Origin of the sequence: Thioalkalivibrio sp. ALE17, assembly GCF_000425605.1 — a bacterium.
Classification (GTDB): Bacteria; Pseudomonadota; Gammaproteobacteria; order Ectothiorhodospirales; family Ectothiorhodospiraceae; genus Thioalkalivibrio.
Genome location: NZ_AUDT01000007.1, coordinates 139,151 through 152,987 on the forward strand (window position 1 = coordinate 139,151; position 13,837 = coordinate 152,987).

At 67.1% G+C, this 13,837-nt stretch carries 9 protein-coding genes; 4 read left to right on the forward strand and 5 right to left on the reverse strand.

Annotated features, from left to right (window positions below; genetic code table 11):
• Positions 1-101 precede the first annotated feature (101 nt).
• Positions 102-1,769 carry an energy-dependent translational throttle protein EttA gene (ettA, locus tag H609_RS0106745; RefSeq protein ID WP_018865992.1) on the forward strand — a complete coding sequence of 556 codons (1,668 nt, stop codon included), beginning with the start codon at positions 102-104 and terminating at the stop codon, positions 1,767-1,769.
• Positions 1,770-1,879: 110 nt separating this feature from the next.
• On the opposite strand, the gene H609_RS0106750 is transcribed toward ettA, so the two are convergent.
• Both H609_RS0106750 and H609_RS0106755 read right to left on the reverse strand, forming a co-directional pair.
• Complete coding sequence (locus H609_RS0106750; protein WP_018865991.1) at positions 1,880-2,194, reverse strand: hypothetical protein; 315 nt, start codon at positions 2,192-2,194, stop codon at positions 1,880-1,882.
• 97 nt (positions 2,195-2,291) lie between these two features.
• A complete protein-coding gene (locus H609_RS0106755) occupies positions 2,292-2,768 on the reverse strand; it encodes a hypothetical protein (protein ID WP_018865990.1) in 477 nt (158 codons plus the stop codon).
• A 226-nt stretch (positions 2,769-2,994) separates the two neighbouring features.
• On the opposite strand from H609_RS0106755, the gene treY reads away from it, so the two are divergent.
• Genes treY through H609_RS0106770 form a run of 3 tightly spaced genes read left to right on the forward strand, consistent with a single transcriptional unit; the run spans position 2,995 to position 9,304 of the window.
• Positions 2,995-5,718, forward strand: a complete 2,724-nt coding sequence (treY, locus tag H609_RS0106760) for a malto-oligosyltrehalose synthase (protein WP_028484622.1) — start codon at positions 2,995-2,997, stop codon at positions 5,716-5,718.
• Positions 5,715-7,493: a malto-oligosyltrehalose trehalohydrolase gene (gene treZ / locus H609_RS0106765; protein WP_028484623.1), complete on the forward strand. Its 1,779-nt coding sequence runs from the start codon at positions 5,715-5,717 to the stop codon at positions 7,491-7,493. Before treY ends, treZ begins: the two co-directional genes overlap by 4 nt.
• The gene (locus tag H609_RS0106770; protein WP_028484624.1) at positions 7,490-9,304 is read left to right on the forward strand and encodes a glycoside hydrolase family 15 protein; all 1,815 of its coding nucleotides are present in this window, start codon (positions 7,490-7,492) and stop codon (positions 9,302-9,304) included. Before treZ ends, H609_RS0106770 begins: the two co-directional genes overlap by 4 nt.
• Before the next feature lie 94 nt (positions 9,305-9,398).
• On the opposite strand, the gene H609_RS0106775 is transcribed toward H609_RS0106770, so the two are convergent.
• Genes H609_RS0106775 through H609_RS0106785 form a run of 3 tightly spaced genes read right to left on the reverse strand, consistent with a single transcriptional unit; the run spans position 9,399 to position 13,832 of the window.
• Complete coding sequence (locus H609_RS0106775; protein ID WP_028484625.1) at positions 9,399-10,445, reverse strand: HlyD family secretion protein; 1,047 nt, start codon at positions 10,443-10,445, stop codon at positions 9,399-9,401.
• Positions 10,429-12,504, reverse strand: coding sequence for a TolC family protein (locus tag H609_RS0106780; protein ID WP_028484626.1), 2,076 nt, complete (start codon positions 12,502-12,504; stop codon positions 10,429-10,431). The genes H609_RS0106775 and H609_RS0106780 overlap by 17 nt, the downstream gene beginning before the upstream one ends.
• Positions 12,504-13,832 carry a glycosyltransferase gene (locus tag H609_RS0106785; RefSeq protein ID WP_018876257.1) on the reverse strand — a complete coding sequence of 443 codons (1,329 nt, stop codon included), beginning with the start codon at positions 13,830-13,832 and terminating at the stop codon, positions 12,504-12,506. Before H609_RS0106785 ends, H609_RS0106780 begins: the two co-directional genes overlap by 1 nt.
• Positions 13,833-13,837: the final 5 nt, after the last annotated feature.

Below are 13,837 nucleotides of genomic sequence, written 5' to 3' on the forward strand. Positions count from 1 at the left end.
GGCATTCGGGCTTCACCCTCGTCGGAATGGTAAAGTGCGGACCCAGCGCGGGTCGTCAGTGGCCCGCCCCTCATTCAAACCGCTTAGGTCGCAGGAGCATCATGGCGCAGTACATCTTTACGATGAACGGCGTGGGCAAGATCGTCCCGCCGAAGAAGTACATCCTCAAGGACATCAACCTGAACTTCTTCCCGGGCGCCAAGATCGGCGTGCTGGGCTACAACGGTGCGGGGAAATCCACCCTGTTGCGCATCATGGCGGGCGTGGACACCGAGATCGTCGGCGAGGCGCGGCCGCAGCCGGGCATCAACATCGGCTACCTGCCACAGGAGCCGCAGCTCGACGAGAGCAAGGACGTGCGCGGCAATGTCGAAGAGGCCGTGGCCCCGATCAAGGAGGCGCTGGCCGAGCTGGATCAGGTGTATGCGGCCTATGCCGAGGCGGATGCGGACTTCGATGCCCTGGCCGCCAAGCAGGGCGAGCTGGAGGCAAAGATCGAGGCCGCCGATGGCCACAACCTCGAGCGCAAGCTGGAGGTGGCCGCGGACGCCCTGCGCCTGCCGCCGTGGGATGCCGACGTGAAGACCCTGTCCGGGGGGGAACGCCGCCGCGTGGCGCTGTGCCGCCTGCTGCTGTCCAGCCCGGACATGCTGATCCTCGACGAGCCGACCAACCACCTGGACGCCGAGTCCGTGGCCTGGCTGGAGCGCTTCCTGCAGGAGTTCCAGGGCACCGTGGTCGCCGTCACCCATGACCGCTACTTCCTCGACAACGTGGCCGGCTGGATCCTCGAGCTGGACCGCGGCCAGGGCATCCCGTTCCAGGGCAACTACTCGCAGTGGCTGGAACAGAAGGAAAAGCGCCTGAAGCAGGAAGAAAAGGCCGAGGCCGCCCGCGTGAAGGCGATGGAATCCGAGCTCGAGTGGGTGCGCTCCAACCCGAAGGGCCGGGGTGCCAAGAGCAAGGCGCGGCTGAAGCGCTTCGAGGAGATCGCCTCCACCGACTACCAGAAGCGCTCCGAGACCAAGGAGATCTACATCCCGCCGGGCCCGCGCCTGGGCGACAAGGTGCTGGAGGTGGAGAACCTGTCCAAGCACTTTGGCGACCGTGTGCTCTACCAGGGCCTGTCGTTCTCCGTGCCGCGCGGCGCGCTGATCGGTGTAATCGGCCCGAACGGCGTCGGCAAGACCACCCTGTTCCGCATGATTGCCGGGCAGGACCAGCCGGACGACGGCTCGATCGAGCTGGGCGAGACCGTGCAGCTGGCCTACGTGGACCAAAGCCGCGACGCGCTACAGGACGAGAAGACCGTCTGGGAGGAAATCTCCAACGGCCAGGACATCATCCAGGTCGGCAACTTCCAGATGCCGTCACGCGCCTACGTCGGCCGCTTCAACTTCAAGGGCACCGACCAGCAGAAGCGCATGAAGGAACTGTCCGGGGGGGAACGCAACCGCGTGCATCTCGCCAAGCTGCTGCAAAGCGGCGGCAACTTCCTGCTGCTCGACGAACCGACCAACGACCTGGACGTGGAGACCCTGCGCGCGCTGGAAGAGGCCCTGCTGGACTTCCCCGGCTCCGCGATCGTGATCTCGCATGACCGCTGGTTCCTGGACCGCATCGCCACCCACATCCTCGCGTTCGAGGAGGACGGCAACGTGGTGTTCTTCGACGGCAACTACCAGGAATACGAGGAAGACCGCCACAAGCGCCTGGGCGCCGAGGCCGACCAGCCGCACCGGGTCAAATACAAGCGACTCGCCTCCTGACCTACCCCCCGAAGGCCCGGCACCCGCCGGGCCTTCGTCTTTCCGCCCCCGGAACATTGGCCATATGGTCATCGCCAATGCCTGCTGCATCGGGCCGGCCTGCGCCGAGGCTACGGGCGAATCGGCCGGGTCTGCTCCAGAAATGCCTCCGTAAAGCCTTCCAGCTCTGCATCTTCGATCAGCCCTTCGCGCCGCATACACAGGAACTGATCCAGCGCCTTCGAGCGGGCATGGCCATCGAAGATGAATGCAAGCCGCTCGTTCGCTTCGTTCAGCTGCTGATAGAGATCCAGAAAGCGTTCGTGATTCGAGCGGTCTTCCTGTTCCATTGCCGCCCGGCAATCGGCCAGGGCGCGCTCGCAGTAGCGATCCAGCGCGGTCTTCTTCAACTGGCTGAACCGTTTCCAGTCCGATTCCTTGATCATCCCGGAGGCCTCCTGAAATTCGACACGTCAGGGGGTCAGGCGGATGCACGCCCAACAGCTGGGAAATGATGCAGCGGCCGCAGCCGCTCCGCCAACCTTATCGGCGATCGCAGCTCGCGGTCAGGCGCCCGTCCACTGGCTCGGTGGTCATCCCGGTATCGACGAACCGGCCTTCGGCATGCAGTTCACCGCCATCAATCCGGATCAGCGGCTCCGACGCACCGCCGGCGGCGCTGATCCACTGCCCGCCCATGCGCGTCCGATTGGCCTCCAGCACCTCGCCCCCCGCACGAAAATCGCCAAACTGGGCCGAAATCGAATGCGTCAGCATCCCGGCGACCTCGTTGCGCGAGGCGAACACCCGCAGCGGACCGCGGTCAGTATCGGCGCGCGCCACCAGCGTCTGGTAGCGATCATCCGCATCACCGGAGAAATCGCAGACCTCCATCTCCAGCACGTATTCCTCGCCATCCAGGATCAGGGTCGCGGCCTCGGCCGCTTGCGCATTCACGGAAACCAGAGAAACGGCCAACACCGACAGCAAACCGCCAGGCAATACCAGCGCACGACGCATGCGGGAACTCCTTTGCAGGGATGGGTACGGAATGGAAGCTTACCCCATTCCACTGCGCACCCCCCGAGGCCCGGCAGGGGGTCGCTCTCAACCGCTGGCGCTGCGCCGATGGCTGCTTGCGGTCGGGCATGCATTCCCTTCCCCCGGAATCTGGTCCATATTTGCATGACGCAGTCGCTGAGCAGGGCCCCGTTCGCGGGCCGGTCGGGCGTCGGGGCGGAGGGCGATGCAGGAATCCTTCGGCAGCACAGCAAGCGCGGACGCCGCCGAGCGCCGCGAAGGGCAGCGCGTGCCGCCCGAACGCATCGCGACCTGCCGCCTGCAGCTGCACCCGGGCTTCACGCTGGACGACGCCGCCGAGGTCGTCCCCTATCTGGCGCGGCTGGGCATCTCGCACGTGTATCTCTCGCCGATCCTGCAGGCGGTGCGCGGCAGCACCCATGGCTACGATGTCGTCGACCCCTCCCGGGTCAACGACGAACTCGGCGGCGAGGCGGCGCGCCAGCGCCTGTGCGCGGCGCTGGAGGCCGCCGGGATGGGGCTGGTGCTGGACATCGTACCCAACCACATGGCGGTGGCCGGAGACCAGAACCCGTGGTGGTGGGATGTGCTGGAGAACGGGCCGTCCAGCCGGTTCGCGATGCATTTCGACGTGGACTGGGAGTCTTCGGAGGAGCGCTGGCCCAACAAGGTCCTGCTCCCGGTGCTGGGTGATCATTACGGCCGCGTCCTCGAGGCCGGCGAGATCCGTCTGCAATACGATGGTGGACTGTTCGATCTTGCCTATTACGAGCACCGCTTCCCGCTGGATCCATCCTCGCTCAATGACCTGCTCGACCGCGCCGGTCGCGCCACGGGCATCGAGTTTCTGGGCTTTCTCGCGGAATCCTGCGCACGCCTCCCGCAGCCCCAGCTCACCGGGCGCGACTCGGTAGCACGCCGGCACCGCGACCAGGGCGTCATTCGCCAGTTGCTGGACGAAATCACCCGCGACGACCCGGCGGCCGCCGAGGCCATCGCGGCCGAGGTGGCCCGGATCAACGCCGATCCCGATGCGCTGGATGCCCTGATCGAGAAGCAGAACTACCGCCTCGCCTGGTGGCGCACGGCCGGACGCGACCTCGGCTACCGGCGGTTCTTCGACATCAACGACCTGGCCGGACTGCGCCAGGAGCGGGAGGACGTGTTCCGGGCCGTGCATGCACTGCCGGTGCGCTGGGTGGCGGAAGGCGCGGTGCACGGCCTGCGAGTCGACCATCCGGATGGCCTGCGCGATCCCGGGCAGTACTTCAACCAGTTGCGCCGCGCCTGTCCGGGCACCTGGATCGTCGCCGAGAAGATCCTCGAGCCCAACGAGTCGTTGCCGCGCGACTGGCCAATCGCCGGCACCACCGGCTACGACTTCCTCAACCGCGTGCAGGGGCTGTTCGTGGACCCGGCCGGCGAGGCCCCGCTGACGCGGCTGTTCGAGGAGATCACGGGCGAAGACGCCGACTACCCGGGGCGGGTCTACGAATGCAAGCGCCTAGTGCTGAAGGACCTGCTCGGCAGCGAGCTGAACCGCCTGAGCTCGCTGTTCGTGGCGATCTGCGAGCAACACCGGCGCCACCGCGACTACACCCGCCACGAGCTGTACCTCGCCCTGCTGGAGGCGGCCGCCTGCTTCCCGGTCTACCGCACCTACCTCGCCCCGCGCGAAGGTGGCGTGACGGCGGCGGACATCGCCCGCGTCGAGACCGCGATCGAGCAGGCCGCCGCGCGCCGCCCGGAACTGGACAGCGAATTGCTGCAGTTCCTGCGTGACCTGCTCTTGCTGCGCATCCCCGACGAGCACGCGACCGAGCTGGCCCTGCGCTTCCAGCAGCTGACCGGCCCGGCGATGGCCAAGGGTGTGGAGGATACCGCTCTGTACCGCTTCCACCGCCTGACGGCCCTCAACGAGGTCGGCGGTGACCCCGGTCGCTTCGGGATAGCGGTGGACGAATTCCACGCGGCCAGCGCCCGCGCCCGGGCCCGACACCCCAAGGCCATGCTGACCACCTCGACCCATGACACCAAGCGCAGCGAGGACGTGCGCGCCCGGCTGCTACTGCTCTCGGAGATCCCGGAGGCATGGGCCACAGGCGTGCGCGGATGGATGCGCCAGAACGCTCGCCACCGCACCGGTGAATGGCCGGACCCGGCGATCGAGTATCTCTATTACCAGACTCTGGTGGGCGCCTGGCCGATCGACGTCGAACGCATGACCGCCTACATGGAAAAAGCCGCACGCGAGGCCAAGCGGCAAACCAGCTGGACCCAGCCCCAGGAGGACTACGACCAGGCCCTGCGCGCGTTCGTGGCAGGGACCCTCGGCGACCCCGGGTTTCGCGAGGCGCTGGAGTCATTCCTGCGGCCACTGGTCGCCCCCGGGCGCACCAACAGCCTGGCGCAGACGCTGATCAAGCTGACCGCGCCCGGGGTCCCGGACCTCTACCAGGGCAGCGAACTGTGGGACCTGAGCCTGGTCGATCCGGACAACCGCCGCCCGGTGGACTTTGCCACGCGTGCCCGGCTACTGGAGGAGCTTCAGCACCTGAGCGCGACACAGATCCAGGCGCGTGCCGACGAGGGCCTGCCCAAGCAGTGGGTGGTGCAGCAGGCCCTGGCCCTGCGCCGCCGTCACCCGGAATGGTTCGACCCGGATGCCGCGTACACCCCGCTGCGCGCCAGCGGCGAACGCGCCAGTCACGTGGTCGCCTACCTGCGCGGCGAAGGAGCGCTGGTGCTGGTCCCGCGTCTGGTGCTCGGACTCGCGGGCGACTGGCGCGATACCCGGCTGATGCTGCCGCCCGGCACCTGGCACAACCGGTTGTGCGGCGCGACGCTGCAAGGCGGCGAGCATCCGGTCGCGGAGATCCTGGCGGCGTTTCCGGTGGCCCTCCTCGAACGCGCGCAGGCCGCGCCATGACGACCGTGCGCGTGTGGGCCCCGGAGGCGAATCGGGTCGAGCTGGAGTGCGTTGACAATCGCATGCCGATGGACCACCAGGCAGACGGCTGGTGGTCGCTGGAGACAGAGCAAGTGGTGCACGGCAGCGACTACGCCTTCCGCGTCGACGGCAACGGCCCGTTCCCCGATCCGCGCTCCGCCTGGCAGCCCCAGGGCGTGCACGGCCCGTCGCGCTGGCTGGACCATGCCCGCTTCGACTGGCACGACGCCGGCTGGCAGGCGCCGCCGCTGGCCGCGGCGGTGATACAGGAAATCCACGTCGGCACCTTCACCCCGGCGGGCAGTTTCGACGGCGTGACCGAGCGCCTGGACCATCTGGCCGAGCTCGGCGTGACCCATCTGGAACTGATGCCGGTGGCGGAGTTCCCCGGCCCGCGCGGCTGGGGCTACGACGGGGTGAACCTGTATGCCCCGCATCACGCCTACGGGGGCCCCGAGGGTCTGAAACGCCTGGTCGATGCTTGCCACCGGCGCGGCATCGCGGTGCTGCTGGACGTGGTCTACAACCACCTCGGCCCGGACGGCAACTTCCTGGCGCAGTTCGGCCCGTATTTCACCGACCGCTACCAGACCCCCTGGGGCGAGGCGGTCAACCTCGACGGGCCCGACAGCGATGCCGTGCGCCGCTTCTTCATCGACAACGCCCGGATGTGGCTGCGTGACTATCACCTCGACGGCCTGCGCCTCGACGCGGTGCACGCGATCATCGATACCTCGGCCACCCATTTCCTCGAGCAGCTCGCCGCCGAGGTGCAGCGCCTGGGGCGCGCGCTCGGGCGGCATCTGGTGGTCATCGCGGAGAACGACCGCAACGACCCGCGCGTGACCCGGCCGGTCGAGGTCGGCGGCTACGGCCTGGACGCGCAGTGGAACGAGGACTTCCACCACGCCCTGCATGCCCTGCTGACCGGCGAGTCCGACGGCTACTACGCGGACTTCGGACAGCTCGCGGATCTCGCCCGGGTGCTGAACCGGGGCCTCGCCTACGACGGCCGCTACTCGCACTACCGTCGGCGTACCCACGGCCGCCCGGCATCCGACCTGCCCGGGCGGCGCTTCATCGGCTGCCTGCAAAACCATGACCAGATCGGCAACCGGGCGCGCGGCGACCGCATCGGTGCGCAACTCGCCCCCGGCCTGCTGGAGATCGGGGCCGCACTGGTGCTGACCAGCCCCTTCGTGCCCCTGCTGTTCCAGGGCGAGGAATGGGCGGCCACAGCGCCGTTTCTGTATTTCACCGATCATGTCGATGCCGAGCTCGGGCGGGCGATTCGCGAAGGCCGCCGGCGCGAGTTCGCGGCCTTCCTGCGCGATCCCCGCGACATCCCCGATCCACAATCCCGCGAGACCTTCGTACGCTCCCGGCTGAACTGGGACGAGCGGGAACGCGCACCCCATGCCCGGATCCTGCGCTGGTATCGCGCGCTGATCGCCCTGCGCCACACCCACTGGACCTTCGCCAATGACCGCCTGGAGTCGATCGAGGTGCGCTTCGACGAAGCGGCGCGCTGGCTGGAGATACAGCGGCCGGGGCTGCTGCTGGCCTGCAATCTGACCCCGGCCCCGCAGCGCCTGCACTGCCCGGGGGCCCGGGGGCTGCACAGCCTGTTGTGTTCCGATGCGGGTATCGTGGTGGACTCGGATCGCCTGACCCTGCCCGGCGAATCCGTGGTCATCCTGGGGACTGACCGATCCACTTGGGCCACCTTGCGTGGCGAGGGAGTGATGCAGTGACGCTGTCCGACCGTCCCGTACAACGCATCGACGGCTACCTGCCCATCGAAGACCACGGCCTGATCGGGAATTGCACCACCGCCGCGCTGGTCGGCCGCGACGGCGCCATCCCCTGGATGTGCGTGCCCCGCTTCGACTCCGAGCCCCTGTTCTGCGCCCTGCTGGACCAAAAGCGCGGTGGTGCCTTCCGCTTGGCCCCGGAACCGCTGATCGCCTCGCACCAGCGCTACATCCCGGACACCGCCGTACTGATTACCGAGATGACCGGCCCGGAGGGCCGGGTTCGCATCACCGACTGCCTGCCCCTGCGCGCGGGGGCGGACCTTTCCGAGGACGCCCCCGCCGGGCGCAACGAGCTGCTGCGCCGGATCGAGGTGCTGGAGGGCCGGGTACGTCTGCGAGTGCAGATCGCGCCCCGCGGTGGCGCGACCGTTGCGCCGCATGGCGCCGGCCTGCGCCTGGCCCTGCACCACCAGCCGGAGCTGGACCTGGCGCTGAACACCTCCCTGCCACTGGAGGCGCTGGACAGCCTGCATGAACTCGAGGCCGGCGAGCAGCATCACCTGCTGCTCGGTTGGGGGCCGCACACGCACCGGTTCCAGGCCCGCACCCCGCAGGAACTGCTCGAGGCCACGCTGCTGGTCTGGAGACGATGGATGCGGCATTTCGATTATGAAGGTCCCCGGGAAGAGCTCGTCCGCCGCTCGGCGGTCACCCTCAAGCTGATGGACTACACCGCCACCGGGGCGATGATCGCGGCCCCCACCTCCTCCCTGCCGGAGGCGATCGGCGGCCCCCGCAACTGGGACTATCGCTACGCGTGGATCCGCGATGCGGCGTTTTCGGTCTATGCGATGAGCGATATCGGCATGACCCACGAGGCCGCCGGTTTCATCGGCTGGGCCCTGGACGCGGTCGATCGCGCAGGCTGGCCACGGGTGCTGTACGACGTGGATGGCCACCTCCCGCAACCCGAGCGCAGCGACCCCAAACTGGAGGGATACCGCGGCTCGGGCCCCGTACGCTGGGGGAATGGCGCGGTCGAGCAGCGCCAGCACGACGTATTCGGCGAGATCCTCGACTGCGCCTGGCGCTGGGTCCGCTGGGGCGGCACGCTGGACAATCACCTGTGGGGGCGCCTGCGGCGCCTGGTCGAATCCGCCAACACGGAGTGGAAAAACCCCGACCACGGGATCTGGGAAGTGCGCACGGCCGGGCGCCCCTTCACCTACTCCGCCGCCCTCTGCGCGGTCGCGCTGGAGCGCGGTGCCGCGCTGGCCGAGACCAATGGCATGGAAGGCAACAGTGCCCTCTGGCGGGACGAGGCGCGGCAGATCCGCGAAGCGATCCTGGAGCAGGCCTGGGACCCCGAACTCCAGAGCCTCACCGAGCATCTGGGTGGCGGCGGCATCGACGCGAGCCTGCTGGCCCTGCCGGGACGCGGCGTCATCCCCGCGGATCACCCGAAGATGATCGCCACCACCAAGGCCGTCGTGCGACGCCTGGGTGCCGGAAACGGCCTGCTCTACCGCTATCTGCCGGAGGAATCCCCGGACGGGCTGCCCGGACACGAGGGCGCGTTCGTGCTGTGCAGCTTCTGGCTGGTGGACAACCTGCTGGGTCAGGGTCGCCTGGGCGAGGCCCAGGCACTCTACGACTCGCTGTGCGAACGCACCAACCACCTGGGCCTTCTGCCGGAACAAATCGACCCGGCCAGCGGGGCCTTCCTCGGCAACTTCCCGCAGGCCTTCAGCCACGTCGGCCTGATCGCGACCGGCATCCGGCTGGGCAGGGTCCAGAGGAAGAACTGACCCCGGGTGCACCCGCATGGGTCCAAGTCGCATCAGGGCGGCGTTGCATTCGACAACCTTGACGGCGCGAATGCCCGAAAAAATCGATGTTTCCCTAGAATTTGACCCGCAGAGGCAGGCGATCCACGCGCCATATCTCCGGCAATTCGGACACCGGCTCAACAATCACCGGGACCGCGCTCTCGCCTCCACCCAGCCCCGACCGGAAGGCCGCCGGAAGCCGATCGGCCGCCCCAACGGTAGCTGTCACAGCAGCCCTTCGCCGCTCGCCATCCGGAAGGATCAGGCTGACCTCACGCCCCGGTTCCAGCCGCCGCTCCAGGTGGCGGGGCTCCACATACGCCACCACACGAAGCCGCGTCCCGCTATACCGCAGCAGGGGCGTGCCGACGGCCACGAATTGCCCTGGCTCTACCAGGATCTCCGTCACCACGCCATCCAGATCGGCCGCCTTGACCAGTTGGCGGCTTTCCTGCCGCACCTCCGCTCGCTCTCCGAGGAGGTCGTCATGTCGTAACTGGAGACTGTCCGGCCAGGATTCCACCGCATCACCCCGCGGGACACGCGCCAGATTGCCTTCCAGCTCGGCGAGACGCTCCTCCACGCGTGCCCGCTCCGCGCGGACCGGAAGGAGTTCACCACGACCCGCCGCCCCCCTGTCGATCAGGCGCTCCAGACGGCGTTCCTGCGCACGGAATTCGTCCAGGCTTTGCTGGAGCAGTTCGATCCGGCGCTCGAGGTCCGCGCCCTGTTCCTGCCCGGAAAGCGCCACCCGCTCGCGCAGGCGCTCGAGGTCCTGTTCGATCTGCCGACCGCGCCGTTCCAACTGCGGACTGTGCTGTCGCACGACCTCTTCCCCCCGGGTCACACGGTCCCAGGGCTCGACGGCGATCGATTCCACAAAACCCGGAACCTCGGCCAGCAATTGATGCTGGGGGTACCAGACCAGAGCCGGGACCTCGGTCGATATGGCGTCGTTGACCAGCGTGTAAAGGAAGTACAGCACCGGGCTGGCCACCAGCAAAAGGATCAGATACCAGCGCAGCCGGAACGCGACCCGACGGGCGGGCCCATAGCGCACCTTCATGCCGCCATCCTGATCTGACCGCCGGCGGCCGGTGGCATCAAAGCGAATCTTCATGGGCCCACATTTCCCTCAGGTACGAGTAGCTCTGGATCGCCACCGGAAGACGGAGGTGGTCCAGCCGTTCGGTCGCAGTGTCGAGAGTGCTCAGCATCGCGTCCCAGCCGTGATGGAACCAGCTGTTTTGCGGCGAGAGGATCGATTCCACACTCTGAGCCAGGGTGATCGTGAGCCCGGGCTTCCGCGCGAGCACGGGCTCCAGGCGGTGGACCATCCCATCGGCATGCGTCACGTAGGTCATCAGGGCAAGCTCCGTTGCCCCCACCTCGGCGAAGTCGCAAGCCAGGCAACGATCCGGGCCACCAAAGTCGCGCGGATGGGCACTCAGCCCCACCGGCCACGGGGAGGCTTCGACTGCGGCAGCGACCGTCTCCAGCCACTCCTCAATGAGTTCGTCACGCTCGTAGCCATGGCTGTCCAGCTGGTCGATCTCGATGTCCAGGTGCAGATCGGCGAAGTCGACCCCCTTCAGACGCTGGATGATACGGACCAGGTCATCCCGCGCTTCGGGCAACACCCAGGTGGGCTCGCCGAGCAACAACCCCACATCCACCTGCCGCTGCCGCGCCTGATGCAGGAAATCCGCCAGCACACCGGGATGCTCGCTGTATCGATCGATCTGTTCGCCATCCAGCGACAGCCATACATGCTCCACGCCGGCGCGGCGCAGCAAGCCCCAGAACTCGGGATCCTCGCCCCGAATGACGGGTTCGCTATCCCACAGATAGATTCGCCCCGCGTAGGGCAAGCGGGCGTCCGTTACCGGATCGACGCCCAGCGTGGCTCGCGCCTGCCGGATGGGTTCCATTGGCCGGGGACGATCGCTGGCCAGGAGGTCGCAACCGATCTGCGCGCGCCAGACCTCCAGCGCGCTGTCGAGCCAGCCTCGCGCGGCCTGATAATACGCCTGCCGAGCGGGCAACACCTCTTCCCAGGGGACGCTCACACGGCTCTCCGCCCGTTCCTCCACCACCGCCAGCGCATGAGCCGCCGCTTCCATCTCCTGCAAACGGGAATCCAGTCGGCGCGAATGGACCTCCAGGCGCTGCCGCGCCAAATCCCTGCGCTGTTCTACGGCGTGGGTGGCCGATGTACGCTGGTGCCGGAGCTGCCGCTGTTCAGCCCTCAGTTCTCTCTGCAGGGCGTTGTCTCCACCCAGCGCGCGCAAGGGCACGGAGACGGACCAGACAACCTCCAACCCACTCCCCAGGCGACTAACATCGTCTTCGTAACTCGAGCTGTAACGCAGTTGGAGGTTCGACCGCACCGCGTGGAACCGGGTCAGGGACTCACGCTCCTCGACTGCGCGCAACTCTTCCTCCACCGCCAGGACTTCCGGTGCGGGGTCCATCCCGGGAGTACCGCAAGTCGCCTGGTGTGGATCAAACCATGCTGAGGTTGATTCCAGAGTAACCGGCCGGCCCAGGAGATTTTCCAGCTCCACCCGGGCCTCGTGCTCGTCCACCCGAGCCTCGTCCACGTCCAGGCGCGCGGCATCCAGGCTGCGCCGCAAACTCGCCGCCTCATCCGCGCGAATCAGCCGTTCGTCCCCGCGTTCCGCAAGGGTCCGTTCGAGATCCGGCTCGACGCTCAGCAGCGCCTGGCCCAGGGACTGGAGCTGGCGAGCATGCCAGACCCGCGCGTAGGACTCGGCCACGTCACGGCTCAGGGTCTGCAATGCTTCCTGATACCGGTACCAGGCGGCACCGGCCTCCCCACGGGCCTGCCATTCCGCCCTTCGCTGCTGTTCGTCGGTGCCCAGCAGCGGACGCTGTATCCCGATCGAACCGCTGGTGCCGCGATATCGCCGATTGAGCCCTTCGACCACCGGTTCGCGGTAAACCCCAGCGCCAGCGCTTCCGAAGAGCTCCCAGCCACCCTCCTGATGCCGGCGCTCCCGCAAGGCGTCCGCCTGCTCGAACGCGGCTTGCTCGGCCAGCAACGAGGGTGCCTCTTCGACCGCATCCAGCAGCCGGGGCAGGCTCTCCGCGCTGGCCATGACCGGCAGCCCCGCCATCAGCATGCACCCGAGCAGTATCCCGCCTCGCATCGCCATTACCGCTTGCTCTTGCGTAGTACCCACCAGGGGGCCATGGACGACTCCTGGCTCGAATGACGCCACCACTCGTTAATGATGGCGACCAACGACCACACCCGCATGCCCAATGCGAAAAAGGGAAACACGGGAATCAGCCAGGCCAGGCGGAGATCACGCCCGCGGCGTTCCGAAATGAACACCAGCGCGGTGATGTACATCAGGGCCGTCAGGATCGCGTAGAGCCCCATGATCAGTATGAACGTGGCCAGCACGACACCCGGATCGGCCATCACCACCAGCCACAGGGTGTACAGCACGATCAGCACCGGCATCACCATCTGGAACAGCATCCCGTACCAGACGCCTATGATTACATTCCACCAGCCCATCTGGCGCGGCGAAAAGGCGTTGCGATGCTTTCGCACATACATGAAGAACAGGTCCCCGTCCCAGCGCAGACGCTGCTTCAGGAATCCCACCAGGGTATCCGGGACATCTGTGTGCCCCATCGCCTGGGGTTCGAAGGGGATGTAGAACCCCGGGTGACGGCCAAAATACTGCTTCAGCCGCAAGGTCAGGTCGAGATCCTCCGCCGACCCCGTTGTCCACCCGCCCACTTTACGGACAAACTCGGTCCGGAAAACCCCGAAGGCACCCGAAATATTGTTGATGCCGCGGAACTCACCCAGGCCAACCTTGGCCAGGTGAATGGTGATCATATACTCCAGCGCCTGAAGGCGGGTCATCAGGTTTTGATTCCAGTTGCGAACGCGCAACGAGCCGGCCATGGCGATCACATTAGGATCGCGGAAATGGCCCGCTGCATGCAGGGCCATGCTGTTGTCGAACGAGGTATCGCCATCCACTGCCATCACGATTTCCCCGCGCGCCAACTGAAGCCCGGCGTTCAGCGACGAGACCCGACCACCCCGGGGTACCTTTGGCAGGATGATCAGCCGGCGACTGGCGTAATGCTCTGCCTCGGGCTGGATGTCGCGAAGCGCCTGCATGGTGGCCAGATTCTGATCAGCGCCATCCACCACCGCGATGATCTCGATCTGCCCCGGGTACACCTGCTCCAGCAGCGTGCGAATCGTCCCCTGTACCGACCGGCCTTCGGCATAGCACGTCACAATGCAGGTGATCCGCGGTGTGTACGGGTACTGGGTAGGAATCGCATAGATACGTCGAGTGTAGTGGCGCAGCACACCCAGCCAAATCATCAGGTTCAGCGGCAATTCCAGAAACACCACGAACGGGATGAACATGTACGCCAGCGTGAGGGCGTCCGACTCCAGGAACAACGTAGCCAGCAAGGCCCCGGCCTCGGTCGGAAGCGAAAGCATTTCGT

What these genes read in the sequence shown, in the direction of transcription:
- ettA (WP_018865992.1), top strand. Translation starts at nt 102, where the DNA reads ATGGCGCAGTACATCTTTACGATGAACGGCGTGGGCAAGATCGTCCCG.
- treY (WP_028484622.1), top strand. Translation starts at nt 2,995, where the DNA reads ATGCAGGAATCCTTCGGCAGCACAGCAAGCGCGGACGCCGCCGAGCGC.
- H609_RS0106775 (WP_028484625.1), bottom strand. Translation starts at nt 10,445, where the DNA reads ATGAAGATTCGCTTTGATGCCACCGGCCGCCGGCGGTCAGATCAGGAT.
- H609_RS0106755 (WP_018865990.1), bottom strand. Translation starts at nt 2,768, where the DNA reads ATGCGTCGTGCGCTGGTATTGCCTGGCGGTTTGCTGTCGGTGTTGGCC.
- H609_RS0106780 (WP_028484626.1), bottom strand. Translation starts at nt 12,504, where the DNA reads ATGGCGATGCGAGGCGGGATACTGCTCGGGTGCATGCTGATGGCGGGG.
- H609_RS0106750 (WP_018865991.1), bottom strand. Translation starts at nt 2,194, where the DNA reads ATGATCAAGGAATCGGACTGGAAACGGTTCAGCCAGTTGAAGAAGACC.
- treZ (WP_028484623.1), top strand. Translation starts at nt 5,715, where the DNA reads ATGACGACCGTGCGCGTGTGGGCCCCGGAGGCGAATCGGGTCGAGCTG.
- H609_RS0106785 (WP_018876257.1), bottom strand. Translation starts at nt 13,832, where the DNA reads ATGCTTTCGCTTCCGACCGAGGCCGGGGCCTTGCTGGCTACGTTGTTC.